The 15,689-nt window shown below is 74.2% G+C and carries 11 protein-coding genes; 5 read left to right on the top strand and 6 right to left on the bottom strand.

The window, feature by feature from the left end; translation table 11 throughout:
* The first annotated feature begins 165 nt into the window (after window positions 1-165).
* Window positions 166-2,949 carry a SpoIIE family protein phosphatase gene (locus PV342_RS18520; protein ID WP_500317915.1) on the top strand — a complete coding sequence of 928 codons (2,784 nt, stop codon included), beginning with the start codon at window positions 166-168 and terminating at the stop codon, window positions 2,947-2,949.
* A 75-nt stretch (window positions 2,950-3,024) separates the two neighbouring features.
* Complete coding sequence (locus PV342_RS18515) at window positions 3,025-4,062, top strand: helix-turn-helix domain-containing protein (RefSeq protein WP_500317913.1); 1,038 nt, start codon at window positions 3,025-3,027, stop codon at window positions 4,060-4,062.
* Between the two features lie 67 nt (window positions 4,063-4,129).
* On the opposite strand, the gene PV342_RS18510 is transcribed toward PV342_RS18515, so the two are convergent.
* The gene (locus PV342_RS18510) at window positions 4,130-5,554 is read right to left on the bottom strand and encodes a sensor histidine kinase (RefSeq protein ID WP_500317912.1); all 1,425 of its coding nucleotides are present in this window, start codon (window positions 5,552-5,554) and stop codon (window positions 4,130-4,132) included.
* A gap of 98 nt (window positions 5,555-5,652) precedes the next feature.
* Here PV342_RS18510 and PV342_RS18505 point away from each other — a divergent pair, with 98 nt between their 5' ends.
* On the top strand, window positions 5,653-6,597 hold the full coding sequence (locus PV342_RS18505; protein ID WP_386997369.1) for a D-2-hydroxyacid dehydrogenase family protein: 945 nt from the start codon (window positions 5,653-5,655) through the stop codon (window positions 6,595-6,597).
* 183 nt (window positions 6,598-6,780) lie between these two features.
* Here PV342_RS18505 and PV342_RS18500 read toward each other — a convergent pair whose 3' ends face one another.
* The 5 genes from PV342_RS18500 to PV342_RS18480 form a co-directional block, all read right to left on the bottom strand.
* Window positions 6,781-7,410 (bottom strand): MBL fold metallo-hydrolase, encoded by a 630-nt coding sequence (locus PV342_RS18500; protein WP_500317911.1) that lies wholly within the window; start codon window positions 7,408-7,410, stop codon window positions 6,781-6,783.
* The gene (locus PV342_RS18495; RefSeq protein ID WP_018560434.1) at window positions 7,410-8,495 is read right to left on the bottom strand and encodes an S-(hydroxymethyl)mycothiol dehydrogenase; all 1,086 of its coding nucleotides are present in this window, start codon (window positions 8,493-8,495) and stop codon (window positions 7,410-7,412) included. The genes PV342_RS18500 and PV342_RS18495 overlap by 1 nt, the downstream gene beginning before the upstream one ends.
* A 204-nt stretch (window positions 8,496-8,699) precedes the next feature.
* Window positions 8,700-11,003: an ABC transporter permease gene (locus tag PV342_RS18490; protein WP_500317910.1), complete on the bottom strand. Its 2,304-nt coding sequence runs from the start codon at window positions 11,001-11,003 to the stop codon at window positions 8,700-8,702.
* Between the two features lie 5 nt (window positions 11,004-11,008).
* The gene (locus tag PV342_RS18485; RefSeq protein ID WP_400797543.1) at window positions 11,009-11,782 is read right to left on the bottom strand and encodes an ABC transporter ATP-binding protein; all 774 of its coding nucleotides are present in this window, start codon (window positions 11,780-11,782) and stop codon (window positions 11,009-11,011) included.
* A complete protein-coding gene (locus PV342_RS18480) occupies window positions 11,779-12,285 on the bottom strand; it encodes a PadR family transcriptional regulator (RefSeq protein WP_026251263.1) in 507 nt (168 codons plus the stop codon). The genes PV342_RS18485 and PV342_RS18480 overlap by 4 nt, the downstream gene beginning before the upstream one ends.
* 169 nt (window positions 12,286-12,454) lie before the next feature.
* Here PV342_RS18480 and PV342_RS18475 point away from each other — a divergent pair, with 169 nt between their 5' ends.
* Together PV342_RS18475 and PV342_RS18470 are read left to right on the top strand one after the other, a co-directional pair.
* Entirely contained in the window at window positions 12,455-13,732 is a 1,278-nt protein-coding gene (locus PV342_RS18475; protein ID WP_500317908.1) for an ABC transporter substrate-binding protein, read from the top strand.
* A gap of 252 nt (window positions 13,733-13,984) precedes the next feature.
* On the top strand, window positions 13,985-15,670 hold the full coding sequence (locus PV342_RS18470; RefSeq protein WP_400797536.1) for a glycoside hydrolase family 13 protein: 1,686 nt from the start codon (window positions 13,985-13,987) through the stop codon (window positions 15,668-15,670).
* Window positions 15,671-15,689: the final 19 nt, after the last annotated feature.

The raw sequence follows: 15,689 nt of genomic DNA, 5'->3' as shown, positions 1-15,689 counted from the left end.
CGGAGGAAGAGCCGACGAGAAGAGGGCGAGATCCCGAACGAAGCCGCCGCCCAGGAGCCTGAAGCGCCGCTCGAGCAGCCGGGAGCGGAGCGGCTCCGGCTGCTCCGGACCTCGGGCGACGACCAGGGCGAGCGCGAGGCGCTGCGACTGGGGCTGCAGCAGGCCGTGGCGGCGCTGAACGGCTTGGGCGGACTGGTCCACCTGCGCGGGCAGGAGGCCCGGGGCGGAGTGCCGCTGCGCCTGGCCGCGAGCAGCGGTCTGCCCCGGAACCTCACCCGCGGCTGGCTCTTCCTCCCCCCGCAGGACGGCACGGCGCCCGGCCGTGCGACGACGGACGGCGAACCGGTGTGGCTGCCCGCCACGGAGACGACCCCCGGCCCGCTGCCCGGCGGGTCCGGGCTCGCCGCCGTACCGCTCCCCGGCCCCGACGGCCCGCTCGGCGCGCTCTCGGTGGTGACCGCGGACGCCGTGCCGCCGGCCCCCGGCGAATGGGGGCTGCTGCGGGCGATCGCCGCGTGGGTGTCGGAGCGGCTGGGCCGGACGGCGGCCGTCGAGTCGCGCGAACGCTGGCGCCTGGCGGAGGGCGCTTCCGGCGCCCGGGCCCGGGAGACCCCTTCCGACGTGGGCATCGGCACCTGGGAGTGGAACGTCCGCACCGGCGAGGCCTACCTGGACGAGACCGCGCGCTCCGTCTTCGGGATGTCCCCGCAGATGTACGACGGGCGCTTGGAGACGTGGGTGGAGCTGGTCCACCCCGAGGACCTGCCCTGGGTGATCGCCGACGCCGAGGAGGCCGCCCGGGCGGCCGGCGGCTTCGCCTGGGAGTACCGGGTCCGCCGGCCCGACGGGGGTTTCCGCTGGGTGCAGGCCCGCGGCCGCAGTGTGCTCGGTGCGGACGGCAAGGCGGTGCGGCTGGCCGGTGTGCTGTGGGACAGCACCGAGACCCGGGTGGCGATGGACGCCGCCGGCCGCGCCCTGCGGCACATGACCGACGGTTTCCTGGCGGTCGACGACGACGGCCGCATAGCCTTCGCCAACCCGCAGGCCGAACGGCTGCTCGGCGCGCGGCGTCCGCCGGTCGGCAGGGTGCTGTGGGACCTGCCCGGCGTGCGCGAATCGGAGCTCGAGGCCCACTGCCGCCGGGCGGCGGAAGAGGACGCGACCGTCAGCGCGGACATCGAGTGGAACGGTGGCGAGCGCCACTACCACCTGCGGGTCATGCCGGTGCCCGACGGCCTGACCCTGTACCTCACCGACGTCACCGAACAGCGGCTGGCGGAGGAGGCCCGCGCCGCCGCCGCCCGCGCCACCGCCGACCGCGCCGCGCACATCGGCCGGCTCACCACCGCGCTCGCCGAGGCCGTCACCGTCAGGGACGTCGTCTCCGCGGCCGCCGACCGCGTACTTCCCCTGTTCGACGCCACCGGGCTGATCATCAAGACGCTGGAGGGCGACCTGCTGCGCGTGGTCGGCTTCGTCGGCTACCCCCCGGGCATGATGGAGCGCCTCAGCCGGACCCGTCTCAGCGAGGGCAGCCCCAGCACCGACGCCATCCGCGAGCGCGTGCCCCGCTACATCACCTCGGCGAAGGAGTTCCGCGAGGCGTACCCGCACCGCGTGCGCTTCCAGGAGTGGTCCCAGAAGCACGCCTGGGCCTTCCTCCCGCTGATCGTCTCCGGGAAGGCGGTCGGGTCCTGCGTCGTCTCCTTCTCCGAGCCGCGCCCCTTCAGCGAGGAGGAGCGCACCCTGCTGACCGCGCTCAGCGGGCTGGTCGCCCAGGCCCTGGAGCGGGCCCGGCTGTACGACGCCGAGCACGGCCGGGCGCAGGAGCTGCAGCGCGGTCTGCTGCCGCGCGTCCTGCCCGAACTGCCCGCGGTCAGCGCCGCGGCGCGCTACCTGCCCGCCGTAGAGGGGACGACGGTCGGCGGGGACTGGTACGACGTCATCCCGCTCTCCGCCGACCGGGTCGCGCTGGTCATCGGCGACGTGATGGGGCACGGCATCTCCGAGGCCGTCACGATGGGCCGGCTGCGCACCGCGGTACACACGTTCGCCGGTCTCGAACTGCCCCCCGACGAGCTGCTCGCGCACCTCAACGACCTGGTCAGCGACCTCGGGGACGACTTCTACGCGACCTGCCTCTACGCCGTGTACGACCCCGCGAACCGCACCTTCACCTTCGCCCGGGCCGGGCATCCGCCGCCCGCGCTGGTGCTGCCCGACGGCACCGTGCACTTCGCCGGTCACTCGCCGGACGCCCCGCTCGGCGCGGCCACACCGCCGTTCGCGACCGCGGAGTTGGAGATCCCCGAGGGCAGTCTGCTGGTGCTCTACACGGACGGCCTCGTCGAGTCCTCCCGCCGGGACATCGACACCGGCATGGCCGGGCTGGCGAAGGCCCTCACCGGCGCGCAGGCCGCGGCGCCCGAGCGGCCCGCGGACGGCCGCCGGGGCGAGGTCGAGCGGCTCGGCAGGCTCTGCGAGGAGGTCGCCGCGGCCCTCGACCCCCACCAGCAGCACGCCGCGGACGACGCCGCCCTGCTCATCGCCCGCACACACGCCCTGGCACCCGACGACGTCGCCACCTGGTCGCTGCCCGAGGACCCGCTCTCCGCGGGTCAGGCGCGCGAGCACGTGCGCCGCCGGCTGGACGCGTGGGGCCTGGAAGAACTGGTCATGACCACCGAGCTGATCGCCAGCGAGCTGGTCGGCAACGTGGTCCGGCACGCCCGGGGCCCCATCGGCCTGCGGCTGATCCGCAGCCGCACCCTCGTCTGCGAGGTGTCGGACGGCAGCCTCAGCACCCCCCGGATCCGGCACGCCGGCGACACCGACGAGGGCGGCCGCGGGCTGCAACTGGTGGCCGCGCTCTGCCAGCGCTGGGGCACCCGCTACGTATCCGGCGGCAAGTGCATCTGGACCGAGCAGTCGATCCCCGAACCGCCGTGACGTCCGGCGATACCCAGCGCCAACTCTGATCGGGCTTTGATGTGACTCTGATACTCCGGTGCTTGGCTTGCGCGCATGACCACCCACGCACCGGTGTCCACGGGCCTGGATTCCTGTCTTGACCTGGGGTTCACCGACTCCGGCGGAGGCGAGCCCCCGCTGCGCCGGGAGCTGTTCGCCGCCCTCATCGAGGTCGTCTCCGGCTCGGGGCGGTGGAGCGAGCAGACCGCCGCGCGGATCCGCGGCGAGGGGGTCGCCTGGGCGGCGCGGGGCGGATCGGTGAGCGCGCTGCGGGTCGCCGTCCAGGAGACGACGGAGCACATCCTGGTCTCCAGCGGGCACACGGCGGCCGGCGCCGCCGACGGCCCACGCGACGAGTTCGCGCGGCGCCTGGCGGACGCCGCGCGCCGCGTGGCCCGGGAGCTGAACCGGGGCTTCTTCGCCCAGCCCGGGCGGGAGGCCCCCGCCTCGGTCCCGGAACCGCCTCGGCCCGGTCCGTCCTGCGTCCCGCCCGCCTACGCCGTGATCGCGCTGCGCGCGGCCGGTCGTCCCCTGGGCGAGGTCGAGGCGGTGGCCCGCGCCCACTCCGGCCGCGAGACGGCCGTGCTCACCTCGGCGCGCGGGCTGTACGTGCTCGCCCTCTCTCCGCGCCCCGAGGAGTCCCTCGACCTGGCGGGCCGCATCCACCGGGACCTCGGCGGGACGGCCCGGCTCGCGGTGCACTGGAAGCCGTACAACGAGGTGACGGCCGGTCAGCTGCTGGTGGACGACATCTGCGCGGTGGTGGACGCGCTCGGCTTCGGCCCGGGTGTCTACCAGCTGGACGACGTCCTGGTCGAGTACGCGGCCGCGCAGACGCCCGACATCGCGCAGCGGCTGGTCGGCATGGTGCAGCCGGTCCTGGACGACCGGGTGCTGAGGGAGACGCTGAGCGCGGTGATCTCCGCCGACGGCGACACCGACCTGGCGTGCGAGCTGCTCACGCTCCGCCGCACGTTCTTCGACCGCCGGCTGCGGCGTGTCGAGGAGCTGACCGGCCGGCGCGTCGACGGCCCGCGAGACCTGCAGGTGCTGCGCACGGCCGTGGCCGTCGCCGCGATCATGAGGCAGTGAGCGCCGGACCCGCGCCCGCGCGGGGTGACCGGCCCCGCGCGCCCGGGCGGCGGCCCCGGCATCGCCGTCAGGCCGGCGTGAGCGCCGGCAGCCGCACCCGGAACCACGCACCCGACTCCGAGGCCTCCACCCGCACCGACCCCGAGTGCGCCGCGGCGATCGCGGCGACGATGCTCAGGCCCAGGCCGCTGCCGGGGGCGGGGGTGCCGTCGCGGAGGGCGGGGCGGGCCGGGCCGCCGCCCGCGCGGAAGAACCGCTCGAAGACCCGCTCGCGCAGTTCCTCGGGTATCCCGGGGCCGCCGTCGACGACGTCGACGATCTGCTCGTCGCCCTCGCGGCCGACCCGTACCTCGGCGGGGACGTCGTGCGCGGTGTGCGCGACGACGTTGGCCAGCAGGTTGGTGACCACCTGGCGGAGCCGGTCGGGGTCTCCGGTCACCACATGCGGCCCGGGTTCCACGACGAGGGTCACCGGGCGGTCGGGGGCGGTGACGCGGGCGTCGGCCACGGCGTCGGCGCAGAGTTCGGCCAGGTCCACGGGGCGGCATTCGAGGGGGCGGCCCTGGTCGAGGCGGGCGAGCAGCAGCAGCTCGTCCACGAGGACGGACATTCTGCGGGTCTCGTTCTGCACCCGGCGCATGGCGTCGTCGAGGCGGTCCGGGTCGTCGAGGGCGCCGAAGCGCACCAGTTGCGCGTAGCCGCCGATCGCGGTGAGCGGGGTGCGCAGTTCGTGGCTGGCGGCGCCGACGAAGTCGCGCAGCTGCTCCTCGGCCCTGCGGCGGCGGTTGAACTCCTCGTCGACGCGGCCGAGCATCGCGTTGAAGGCGTCGGCCAGCGCCTCCACCTCGGCCGTCGACACCGGGGCGGAGACCCGTTGCGAGAGTGCTCCCTCGGCGGCGAAGCGGCGGGCGGTGGCGGTGATCTCCTTGAGCGGCGAGATGGTGCGGCGGCTGAAGTAGAGGGCGCCGAGCACGACGCCGGCGATCAGGGGCACGCCCGAGACGGCCTCGATGACCACGAGGTTGTGGACGGTGGCGGTGTCGTCCGCGGTGGACTCGGCGATCACCAGGAAGCCGCCGTCGGGCAGTTTCTCCACGACCGCCCGCATCGAGGCCGGGCCGACCGCCCCCGCCCGCCCGGTGGTCGCCATGCGGTCGAGGTCGGCACCGGACAGCCGGATGACGGCCCGCTCCACCATCGCGCCGGACTCGCGCTGCACGACCCTGCCGATGGCGTCGGTGAGCAGCACCACGGCGGTCGCCCCGGCGGGTTCGAGGTCGGAGCTGGTCTCCAGCTCGTCCAGGCGGTCCTGGCGGATGGAGGCGAGCTGCTGGTCCAGCCGGTTCCGCAGGCCTTCGGCGAGGGCACGGGTGGCGTAGACGTCCGCGGCGGCGACACCGATCGTGGTGATCGCCAGGAAGCCGAGCGCGAGGCGCCCGTACAGCGAGCGGGGCCACCAGCGCAGCCGGCGCCGTCTGCCGGGAGTCTCCACGTGCCCGCCCCTCGTTCGGTTCCGGCCGCTTTCCGAGCAGATACTAGGACAGGCCCCGGACCCATCCGTGCGACCGATCGAGCCGAGGAGACCGCACCATGCGCATCGCCGTCCTGGACGACTATCAGAAGGCGGCGCACCGGTTCGCCGACTGGGACGCGCTGGGCGCGGAGGTGGTGTTCCTCCACGACCACGTCGCCGGCACGGCCGAGCTGGCGCGGGCGCTGGACGGCTTCGACGTGGTGGTCGCGATGCGCGAGCGCACCCCCTTCACCGAGGAGCGCTTCGCGGCGCTGCCGGCGCTGCGGCTGCTGGTGACCACGGGGATGGCGAACGCGTCCGTCGACCTGGACGCCGCCCGGCGGCACGGTGTGACGGTGTGCGGCACGGAGAGCGTCCCGCACGCCACGGCCGAGCTGACCTGGGGGCTCATCCTGTCCCTGGTCCGCCACATCCCCGGGGAGACGGCCGGGATGCGGCGCGGCGAGTGGCAGCACACGATCGGCGGCGACCTGCACGGCCGGACGCTCGGCGTGGTGGGCCTGGGCCGGCTGGGCGCGCGGGTCGCCGGGATCGGCACCGCTTTCGGGATGCACGTCCTGGCGTGGAGCACCAACCTCGACCCGGAGCACGCCGCCGCCTGCGGCGCGCGGGCGGTCGGCAGGCGGGAGCTGTTCTCCCGCTCCGACGTCGTCACCGTGCACTACAAGCTCAGCGAGCGCAGCACCGGTCTGATCGGCGCCGAGGAGCTGGGCTGGATGAAGCCCACCGCGCTGCTGGTCAACACCTCGCGCGGGCCACTCGTCGACACCCCCGCGCTGGTCGCCGCGCTGAGCGAGCGCCGGATCGCCGGTGCGGCGCTGGACGTGTACGACACCGAGCCGCTGCCTGCCGGGGACGTCCTGCGGACCCTGCCGGGCACTCTGCTCACCCCGCACCTGGGCTACGTCACGGAGGCGACATACGAGGTGTTCTACCGGCAGGCGGTGGAGGACATCGCCGCGTTCCGCGACGGCGCGCCGCTGCGGGTGCTGTCGGCCTGAGCGCCGGGCGCGCCGGGGTGCGTTCCCGGTCCGACGGACCGGCCGCTCCTCGGCGCGGCCCCGCCGCCCCGGTGGTGACCGCGCGCGACCACGTCCCCGTGCGGTCGTTCTCACCGCCGCCGAGGCCCGCGGGGGCCGGTGCCGTCGGGCTCCGGTCCCCGCGGGTGCGGCGACCGCCGGGGCTCAGTGGCCGCGGGCGATCCACTCGTCCAGATGCGGGGCCTCGGCCCCGATGGTGGTGCTGTCGCCGTGGCCGGTACGGACGACCGTCTCCGGCGGCAGGGTCAGCAGCCGGTCGCGGATGGAGCCGACGATGGTCGGGAAGTCCGAGAAGGACCGCCCCGTGGCGCCCGGGCCGCCCTGGAAGAGGGTGTCGCCGGTGAAGACGGTGCCGAGGCCGGGCGCGTACAGGCAGACGGCGCCCGGCGCGTGGCCGGGGGTGTGCAGCACCGTGAGCTCGGTGCCCGCCACCGCGATGACCTGACCGTCCGTCAGCTCACCGTCCGGGGCGCGCTCGGGGTGGGTCTGCTTCCACAGCGGCAGGTCGTCGCCGTGCAGCAGGATCGGCGCCCCGGTGCGCGCCGCGAGCGCGGGCGCGGCGTCGATGTGGTCGTTGTGGGCGTGGGTGCTGACGATCGCGACCAGGCGGCGGCCGCCCAGCGCCGCGGCGATGGCGTCGGCGTCGTGGGCGGCGTCGACGACGATCGCCTCGGTGTCGTCGCCGACGATCCAGACGTTGTTGTCGACGTCCCAGGTGCCGCCGTCCAGCGAGAAGGTGCCCGAGGTGACGAGGTGGTCGATGCGGGGGGCCATCACAGGACCACCACCGAGCGCAGCACGTCGCCGTGGTGCATCCGCTCGAACGCCTTCTCCACCTCGTCCAGGGCGATGGTCTCCGTCACGAAGGTGTCCAGGTCCAGCCGGCCCTGCAGGTGGAGGTCGATGAGCATGGGGAAGTCGCGGGAGGGCAGGCAGTCGCCGTACCAGGAGGACTTCAGCGCGCCGCCCCTGCCGAACACGTCCAGCAGCGGCAGTTCCAGCTTCATCTCCGGCGTGGGCACGCCGACCAGGACGACGGTGCCGGCCAGGTCGCGTGCGTAGAAGGCCTGCTTGTACGTCTCGGGGCGGCCGACCGCCTCGATGACGACGTCGGCGCCGAAGCCGCCGGTCAGCTCGCGGACCGCCTCGACGGGGTCGGTCTCCTTGGAGTTGACGGTGTGGGTGGCGCCGAGCTTCTTCGCCGTCTCCAGCTTCCGCGGGTCGATGTCCACCGCGATGATCTTCGCGGCGCCGGCCAGCCGGGCGCCGGCGATCGCCGCGTCGCCGACGCCGCCGCAGCCGATCACGGCGACGGAGTCGCCGCGGCCGACGTTGCCGGTGTTGATGGCCGCGCCGATGCCCGCCATGACACCGCAGCCGAGCAGCCCGGCGACGGCCGGGGAGACGGACGGGTCCACCTTGGTGCACTGTCCGGCGTGGACGAGGGTCTTCTCGGCGAAGGCCCCGATGCCGAGGGCCGGGGAGAGCTCGGTGCCGTCCAGCAGGGTCATCTTCTGCTTGGCGTTGTGCGTGTTGAAGCAGTACCAGGGGCGTCCGCGCAGACAGGCGCGGCACTGTCCGCACACGGCACGCCAGTTCAGGACGACGAAGTCGCCGGGGGCGACGTCGGTGACGCCCTCGCCGACCGACTCCACGACGCCGGCGGCCTCGTGGCCGAGGAGGAAGGGAAAGTCGTCGTTGATGCCGCCCTCGCGGTAGTGCAGATCGGTGTGGCAGACCCCGCAGGCCTGGATCCGCACCAGCGCCTCCCCGGGCCCCGGGTCGGGCACGACGATCGTTTCCAGGCTGACGGGGGAACCCTTCTCCCGGGCGACGACGGCACGGACCTGATGGGCCATGGGGTACTCCTCGGCTGGTACGGATCCCTGAGGCGGGCGTTTCTCATTACGGCACATTTCGCACGTGCCGCAACGCAAGCATCGACGACGGCCGACAGAGCGGTCAAGGACCGCGCAGCCGGGCCGGCCGGCCTGCCTCATTCTTACCGAGGATCATGCCCGGCGGCGCCGTTCGGCGGCGCACCGCGTCCGGTGTCTTCCCCTTCACTGCGCGTTGAGCAGCATCCGCGGGTTCCGGTCCCCCGCCGCGCGCGCGGCGGGCAGGACGGAGACGGCCACCGCCACCGCGACGCACACTCCGACGATCAGGAACAGCACGGTCACGGGCGGCGACTGGGCGATGCCCGCGCCGACGCCGCTGGAGCCGCCCTGCAGGTCGATCAGCCAGTCGGAGGCGAACACCCCCGCGGTGACGCCCACGACGGCGGCGGCCAGGACGACCAGGCCGACGCCGGTGACGACGGTCGCCACGCTCTGCTGGGGCGTCAGGCCCACGGCGCGGTAGGCGCGCATGTCGCGGGCGTGGTCGCGGATGCCGCTGCCGACGGCCGTGGACAGTTCGGCCAGGGCGATCAGCGCGAGCACGCTGACCAGCCCGATGATCACGCCGCGCACCGGGGAGAGCTCGGCGCCGGGGGCGGCGACCTCGCGCACCTCCAGGGCGCCGTGCGACGCCTCGGTGAGGGCACCTCGGACCGCCGCGCGGTCGGCGCCCGGACGCAGCGTCAGGCTGTAGTACGAGGGCCGGACGGAGGCGTCCTGGGCCCGCAGGACGTCGAGCGGGGCGGAGATGACACGTCCCCCGTGCCCGGTCTCGATGCTGCGGCCGACGATGTGCAGGATGTGCGGGGTCCCGCCGACGGTGACCCGGACCCAGTGGCCGACCTCGATGTGGAGCAGGTCGAGCAGGCCCTGCCCGGCGAGGGCCTCGTCGGGGCCGGCGGGAGCGCGGCCCTCGGCGACGGCGAAGGGATAGGGGTCGGCGGTGGTGCCGATCCCCCGCAGGGTGAAGGACTGTGACTGGACCGGGACCAGCGCGGGGAGTTCCACGCCCGGGTGGGCCGCGGCGATCTCGGGCCGGTCCGCGAGCAGTCGCCGGACCGCGTCGTCGGTGAGGCCGTTGGGGCGGGCGGTGAGCGCGCCTGCCTGGCCGAGCTGTTCCGGATGGTGCTCGAAGCGGTCGAGGGTGGCCCAGGTGCCCAGCGCCACGGTGATCATCAGGATCGGCAGCGCGAGCCGGGCCACGGCGGCCGCGGAGCGGGCCGGGCGGTGCAGCACGCCACGGCAGCCGAGGACCAGCGCGGGCGGGGTGCCCAGGCGCAGTGCGGCCCGGACGGCGCCGGACATCCTGCGGCGGCCCGGAACGGCCCCCCGCGCGGCGGGGATCGGCGGCACCCGGCCGGCCCGCCAGGCGGCGAGCACCGTGGCCAGGGCGATGACCAGCACGGTCGCCGCGGCCGTGCCGGGGAGCGCCCAGGTGTGCTGAGGCAGTCCCTGCCACAGCCCCATGGCGTCCCCCATCGGCCCGGGGATGCCCGGCGCGAACGTCTCCGCGGCCACCGATCCGATCAGCACGCCCGCGGTGGCCAGCACCGCGTGCTGCACGAGGAACATCCGGACCACCTGGGCCGGGGTGAAGCCCACCGCCTTCAGGACGGAGATGTCGCGGACGTAGGCCAGCACGCGGGCGGCGATGCCCCCGGTCACCGCGATCGCCGCGGCCAGCAGGGCGGCCAGCCCGAACAGGCCGAGCAGCAGCCCGAGAAGGTGGTTGCCGTCCTCGGCGTCGGCGCGCGCCTCCCGCCAGGTGGTGACGCCGATGACGCGGTCCGGACCGACGGCGTCGACGGCGCGCTGGACGACGAAGTCGGTGTCCGCCGGATCCTCCAGCCGCAGTCCCACGGTCTGCCCCGCCCGCGCCGGGCCGGTGGCGAGGCTGCTCACCAGGGCGGGCGACGCCCAGGCGACCCCCGGGGTGTCGCCCGGGGCGTAGAGCGGTTCGGCGGTCCCGGCGACGCCGACCACACGGACGGAGCTCGGCAGTCCGTCGCGGATCACGCTGATCTCGTCCCCCGGTTCGGCCCACAGCGCGGACGCCACGGACCGCTCCAGCACGATGCCGTCGTTCGCGTCGCCCCGCAGCCAGCGCCCGCGGTCGATCAGCGGCCGGCCCACCTGCGGCGGGCTCGCGCCCGCGGCCCGCAGGTCGACGGCGGCCTTCTCCCGGCCGTGCTGCGCGGTGACGGTGAGGGTGCGGAAGGGCCCGGTGACCGTCACCCCGCCGATCCGGGACAGTGCGGTGGTGTCGGCGGTGCCGTCCGTGCGCAGCCAGACGTGGGCGCCCTCGGTGGCGGTGAACATCCGCTGCCAGGGGTTGGCCGCGTACAGCAGCAGGGCGACGGAGATGAGCAGCGCCGCGGTGATGCCGGCGGTGGCCAGGACGATGGACAGGGCCTGGCCGCGGTGCGTGCGCAGATCGGCGAGGGCCCAGCGGACGGTGGCGCGCACGGCGGTCAGCCCTGCAGCTTCACGACGTCGGCGGCGGCGCGGGAAGGACGCGAGGCGCGGGGCACGGCGTCGAGGGTGATGTCGTCGACGACCTCGCCGTCGAAGAGGCTGATCACCCGGTCCGCGGCGCTGGCCACCTTGGCGTCGTGTGTGACGAGCAGGATGGTCTGCCCGCGTTCGTGGCAGCGGGTCAGCAGCCGCAGCACCTCCCGGGTGCCCTTGCTGTCGAGGCTGCCGGTGGGCTCGTCGGCCAGCAGCAGGGCCGGACGGTTGACCAGGGCCCTGGCGAGGGCGACCCGCTGCTGCTCGCCGCCGGACAGGTCGGCGGGGGTGCTGTCCTCCTTGCCGGTCAGCCCGAGTTCGGCCAGCAGCTCCTGGCGGGCGGCGCGCACCTGGCGGGGGGAGCGGCCGGCGAGCAGGGCGGGCAGCTCGATGTTGTCCGCGACGGTCAGGGTGGAGACGAGGTTGAAGAACTGGAAGACGATGCCGACGCCGCGCCGGCGCAGCACCGCCCAGCGCGCCTCGCTGAGCTGGTCGACCCGCTGCCCGTCCAGCCATATCCGACCCCGGTCGGGTCGTTCGAGGCCGCCGAGCAGGTGCAGCAGGGTGGACTTGCCGGCGCCGGAGGGACCGGTGACGGCAACGAACTCGCCCGGCCGCACCTCCAGATCGACCCCGCGCACGGCCCGGACGTCGCCGCCGTCCACGCGGTGCGTCTTGACCAGGCCCTCGACCCGGAGCATGTGCGGCGCCGCGGGGGGCGGCTCGGCCCTTCTCATTCCAGCTCCTCCTGGCAGCGTTCCAGCCAGTCGAGGTCCGCCTGCAGGTGCAGCGTCGCGCCCTCGATCAGCAGCTGCGCGATGGTGTCGTCCCGGTCCTCCCCCGCGGCGAGCCGGGACATGGCCCGCATGAGGTTGAGGTAGTGGCGGCGCTGCTTGTTGATCAGGGAGACCTGGTCGGCCATGCCGGTGGCCGGGGCGAGGGCGAGCTTCATGAAGAACTCGTCGCGCACCCGCGGCTCGCTGGACGGCTCGTCGAACCAGGCGGCGACCGCCTCCCGCCCGGCGTCGGTGAGTTCGTAGATCCGCTTGTTGGGCCGGCCGGACTGGGTGACGTCCTCGCCCCGGATCAGTCCCGACTTCTCCAGGCGCGCCAGCGTCACATAGATCTGGCCGATGTTCGGCTGAGGATAGGCAGCGCCGAAAAGCTTCTCAAGTGCCGTCTTGAGCTCGTAACCGTGGGCTGGGCCCTTGGCGAGGAGTGCCATGAGAGGAAGGCGCACGCTCGTCCTGCCTCCTCCCCGGCTACCTGCTTGTTAGGGGCCGCTCACCAGCCCGATCATCGGTGAGCAGGCCATCTTGCCGCAGTGGCTAGTATCGCGCATGTCCAACAGGTATACATGTCCCTTCGGACGACGACGCCGTCGCCGGAAGCGGGACCTGGAGGATCGTATGCGCTGGGCGCGGGTCGCGGGCAGGACCCTGCTCGTCTCTGCCCTGCTGCTGACCGGCTACGCCTCCGCGGGGGCCCGTGCCGCCGACGGCCCGCCCGGCACGACGGGCCGCGGCCCGGTGACCCTGGCGACCGGCCGCGACCTGACCGGCTATCTGCAGCACGTGCTGGACGGCTGGAACCGCGCCCACCCCCTGGAGAAGGCGACGCTCGTCGAACTGCCCGAGGCTGCCGACGAGGTGCGTGCGCAGATGGCCGACAGCCTGCGCTCCGGCAGCGACCGCTTCGACGTGCTCAACATCGACGTGGCCTGGACCTCGGAGTTCGCCGGCGCGGGCTGGATCGCGCCGGTCGACCCGCGCGGCCTGCCGATGGACCGGCTGCTGGACTCGGTGAAGGGGACCGCCACGTTCCGCGGACGGCTGTACGCGGTCCCGTACGTCACCAACGCCGGGCTGCTCTACTACCGCAGGGACATCCTCGACCGCGAACGCCTTCAACCGCCGCGCACCTGGGCGGAGCTGGAACGCCAGGCGAAGACCCTCGCCCCGAAGTACCGGATCGGCGGCTACGCCGGGCAGTTCCTGCCGTACGAGGGCCTGACGGTCAACGTGACCGAGGCCGTGCAGTCGGCCGGGGGCGGCATCCTCGGCGGCGAGGGCAGCCGGGTCACCGTGGACTCCGCCGCCGCCCGGGAGGGACTGGGCTTCCTGGTGCGCGGGGTGCGCGAGGGCTGGATCCCGCGCGAGGCGCTGCGCTTCAAGGAGGAGGAGTCCCGGCGGGCCTTCCAGGACGGCCGACTGCTCTTCCTGCGCAACTGGCCGTACGTGTACGACCTCGCGTCGGCACCGGACTCGCAGGTCGCGGGACGCTTCGCGGCGGTGCCGCTGCCCGGCCCGGGCGGGCCGGGGGCGGGCGTGCTGGGCGGGTCCAACCTCGCGGTCAACGCGCACTCGCGGCATCCCCGGACGGCCGCCGACCTCATGGCCTACATGACGGGTGAGTCCGTGCAGCGGCAGGTGCTCACCGAGGGCTCGCTGCCGCCGGTGTGGGCCGACCTGTACCGGGACCCGGGGCTGGTGCGCCGCTACCCGTACCTGCCGGTGCTGGAACAGAGCCTCAAGGCGGCCAGGCCCCGCCCCAAGAGCGCCCGTTACGAGCAGGTGAGTCTGGCGGTGGCGGCGGTGAGCCGGGACGCGCTGGCGCTGCACACCACGCCGGACGAGGCCGTGGCGCGGCTGGACCGCGAGTTGCGGGAGATCGTGCGGGACCGCTGACCCGCGGCACCCCGGCGGGCGCGACGCCTCCATCCCCCTACCTACATGTTAGGTATGCGCGGAGAATCATTCCGGGGTCCGGAACGCCATAGCCGCTACCTGTACCCACATAAAACATCCCAGTAAGCGCCAACTGTTGGCAGCTCCGTTGACACCTTCCTTACACGGCTACTTAACATGCATGCATAACGAGCCACCTCGCGCGGCGTGCTGTCGTGTACGTCCGCGCGCCCGCAGTCAGGATGGTGACGGGTGTTCACTGCCCCTCTGGAGGACGGTTCCTCCACCGCCGCCGCCCCTTCCCCCGCCCTCACCTCCGTCCGCCCCTGGTGGCGCGACGCGGTGGTCTACCAGGTCTACGTGCGCAGCTTCCTGGACAGCACCGGCGACGGTGTCGGGGATCTGGCCGGCGTCCGGGCGGGCCTGCCCTACCTGCGCAAGCTGGGCGTCGACGGGCTGTGGCTGAGCCCCTTCTACCCCTCGCCGCAGCACGACCATGGCTACGACGTCTCCGACTACACGGCCGTCGACCCGCTCTACGGCGACCTCGCCGAGTTCGACCGCCTCGTGGCCGACGCGCACCGGCTGGGCCTGCGCACCGTCGTCGACGTCGTGCCCAACCACTGCTCCGCCGCCCACCCTTGGTTCCGCGAGGCGCTCGCGGAAGGCCCGGACGGCCCGGCCCGGTCGCTGTTCCACTTCGCCGACGGACGCGGCGAGCACGGCGAACTGCCGCCCAACAACTGGCGCGCGATGTTCGGCGGCCCCGCGTGGTCCCGGGTCACCGAACCGGACGGCAGGCCCGGCCAGTGGTACCTGCACCTGTTCACCCCGGAGCAGCCCGACCTCAACTGGCGCGACCCGCGGGTGGGCGAGTCCTTCGAGCACGTGCTGCGCTTCTGGCTCGACCGGGGCGTCGACGGCTTCCGCATCGACGTGGCGGCGGGCCTGTTCAAGCACCCCGCCCTCCCCGACTCCCCCGACCCCGCGGCGGATGAGCGCACCCGCGACTCCGTGAACCCGCTGGCATGGAACCGTCCCGAGGTGCACGGGGTGTGGCGGCGGTGGCGTGCGATCTGCGAGGAGTACACCGCCCGCGACGGACGCGAACGCCTCCTGGTCGGCGAGGTGTCCGTCCCCACTCCGGCCGAACAGGCCGACTACGTCCGCCCCGACGAGCTCCACCAGGCCTTCTTCTTCCACCTGCTGAGCGCGCCCTGGAACGCCGCGGCGTTCCGCACGGCCGTCGCCGAGGCACTGCGCGACATCGCCGGGACCGGGTCCACCGTCACCTGGGTGCTCAACAACCACGACCAGGTCAGGACCGTCACCCGGTACGCGGGCGGCCCCACCGGGCACTTCGGTGCCGCCCGGGCGCGCGCCGCCGCGCTGCTGATGCTGGCGCTGCCCGGGGCCGCGTACGTCTATCAGGGCGAGGAACTGGGGCTGCCCGAGGTCGTCGACCTGCCGGACGAGGTGCTGACCGACCCGATCTTCCGCCGCACCGGCAGCCGCCGGTTCGTCCGGGACGGCTGCCGGGTGCCGCTGCCCTGGTCGGGCCACGTCTCGCCGTTCGGCTTCACCGCCGAGGGCAGCACGGCCCGGCCCTGGCTGCCGCAGCCGGACTGGTTCGCCGAGCACAGCGCCGACCGCGCGCTGCTGGACACCGGCTCCTTCTGGCACCTGTACCGGGAGGCGCTCGGTCTGCGCGCCCGGCTGCCGCAGCTCGGCGAGGGGACCCTGCGCTGGCTGGAGGCACCTCCCGGGGTGCTCGCCTTCGTCCGCGGCGAGGGCCTGGTCTGCGCCGTGAACTTCGGCGACGAGCCGGTCCCCGCCCCCGTGCCGGGACAGCCGCTGCTGTCCAGCACCCCCTGCCCGCCCGGGGTCCTCCCCGGCAACGCCGCCGCCTGGTGGGTCCACGACCCGGCGCTCAGCTGACCGTTCCGCACCACCGCAT

The sequence above is a fragment of the Streptomyces sp. PA03-3a genome (genome assembly GCF_033792735.1).
Classification (GTDB): Bacteria; Actinomycetota; Actinomycetes; order Streptomycetales; family Streptomycetaceae; genus Actinacidiphila.
This window is presented reverse-complemented; position numbering and strand designations above follow the sequence as displayed.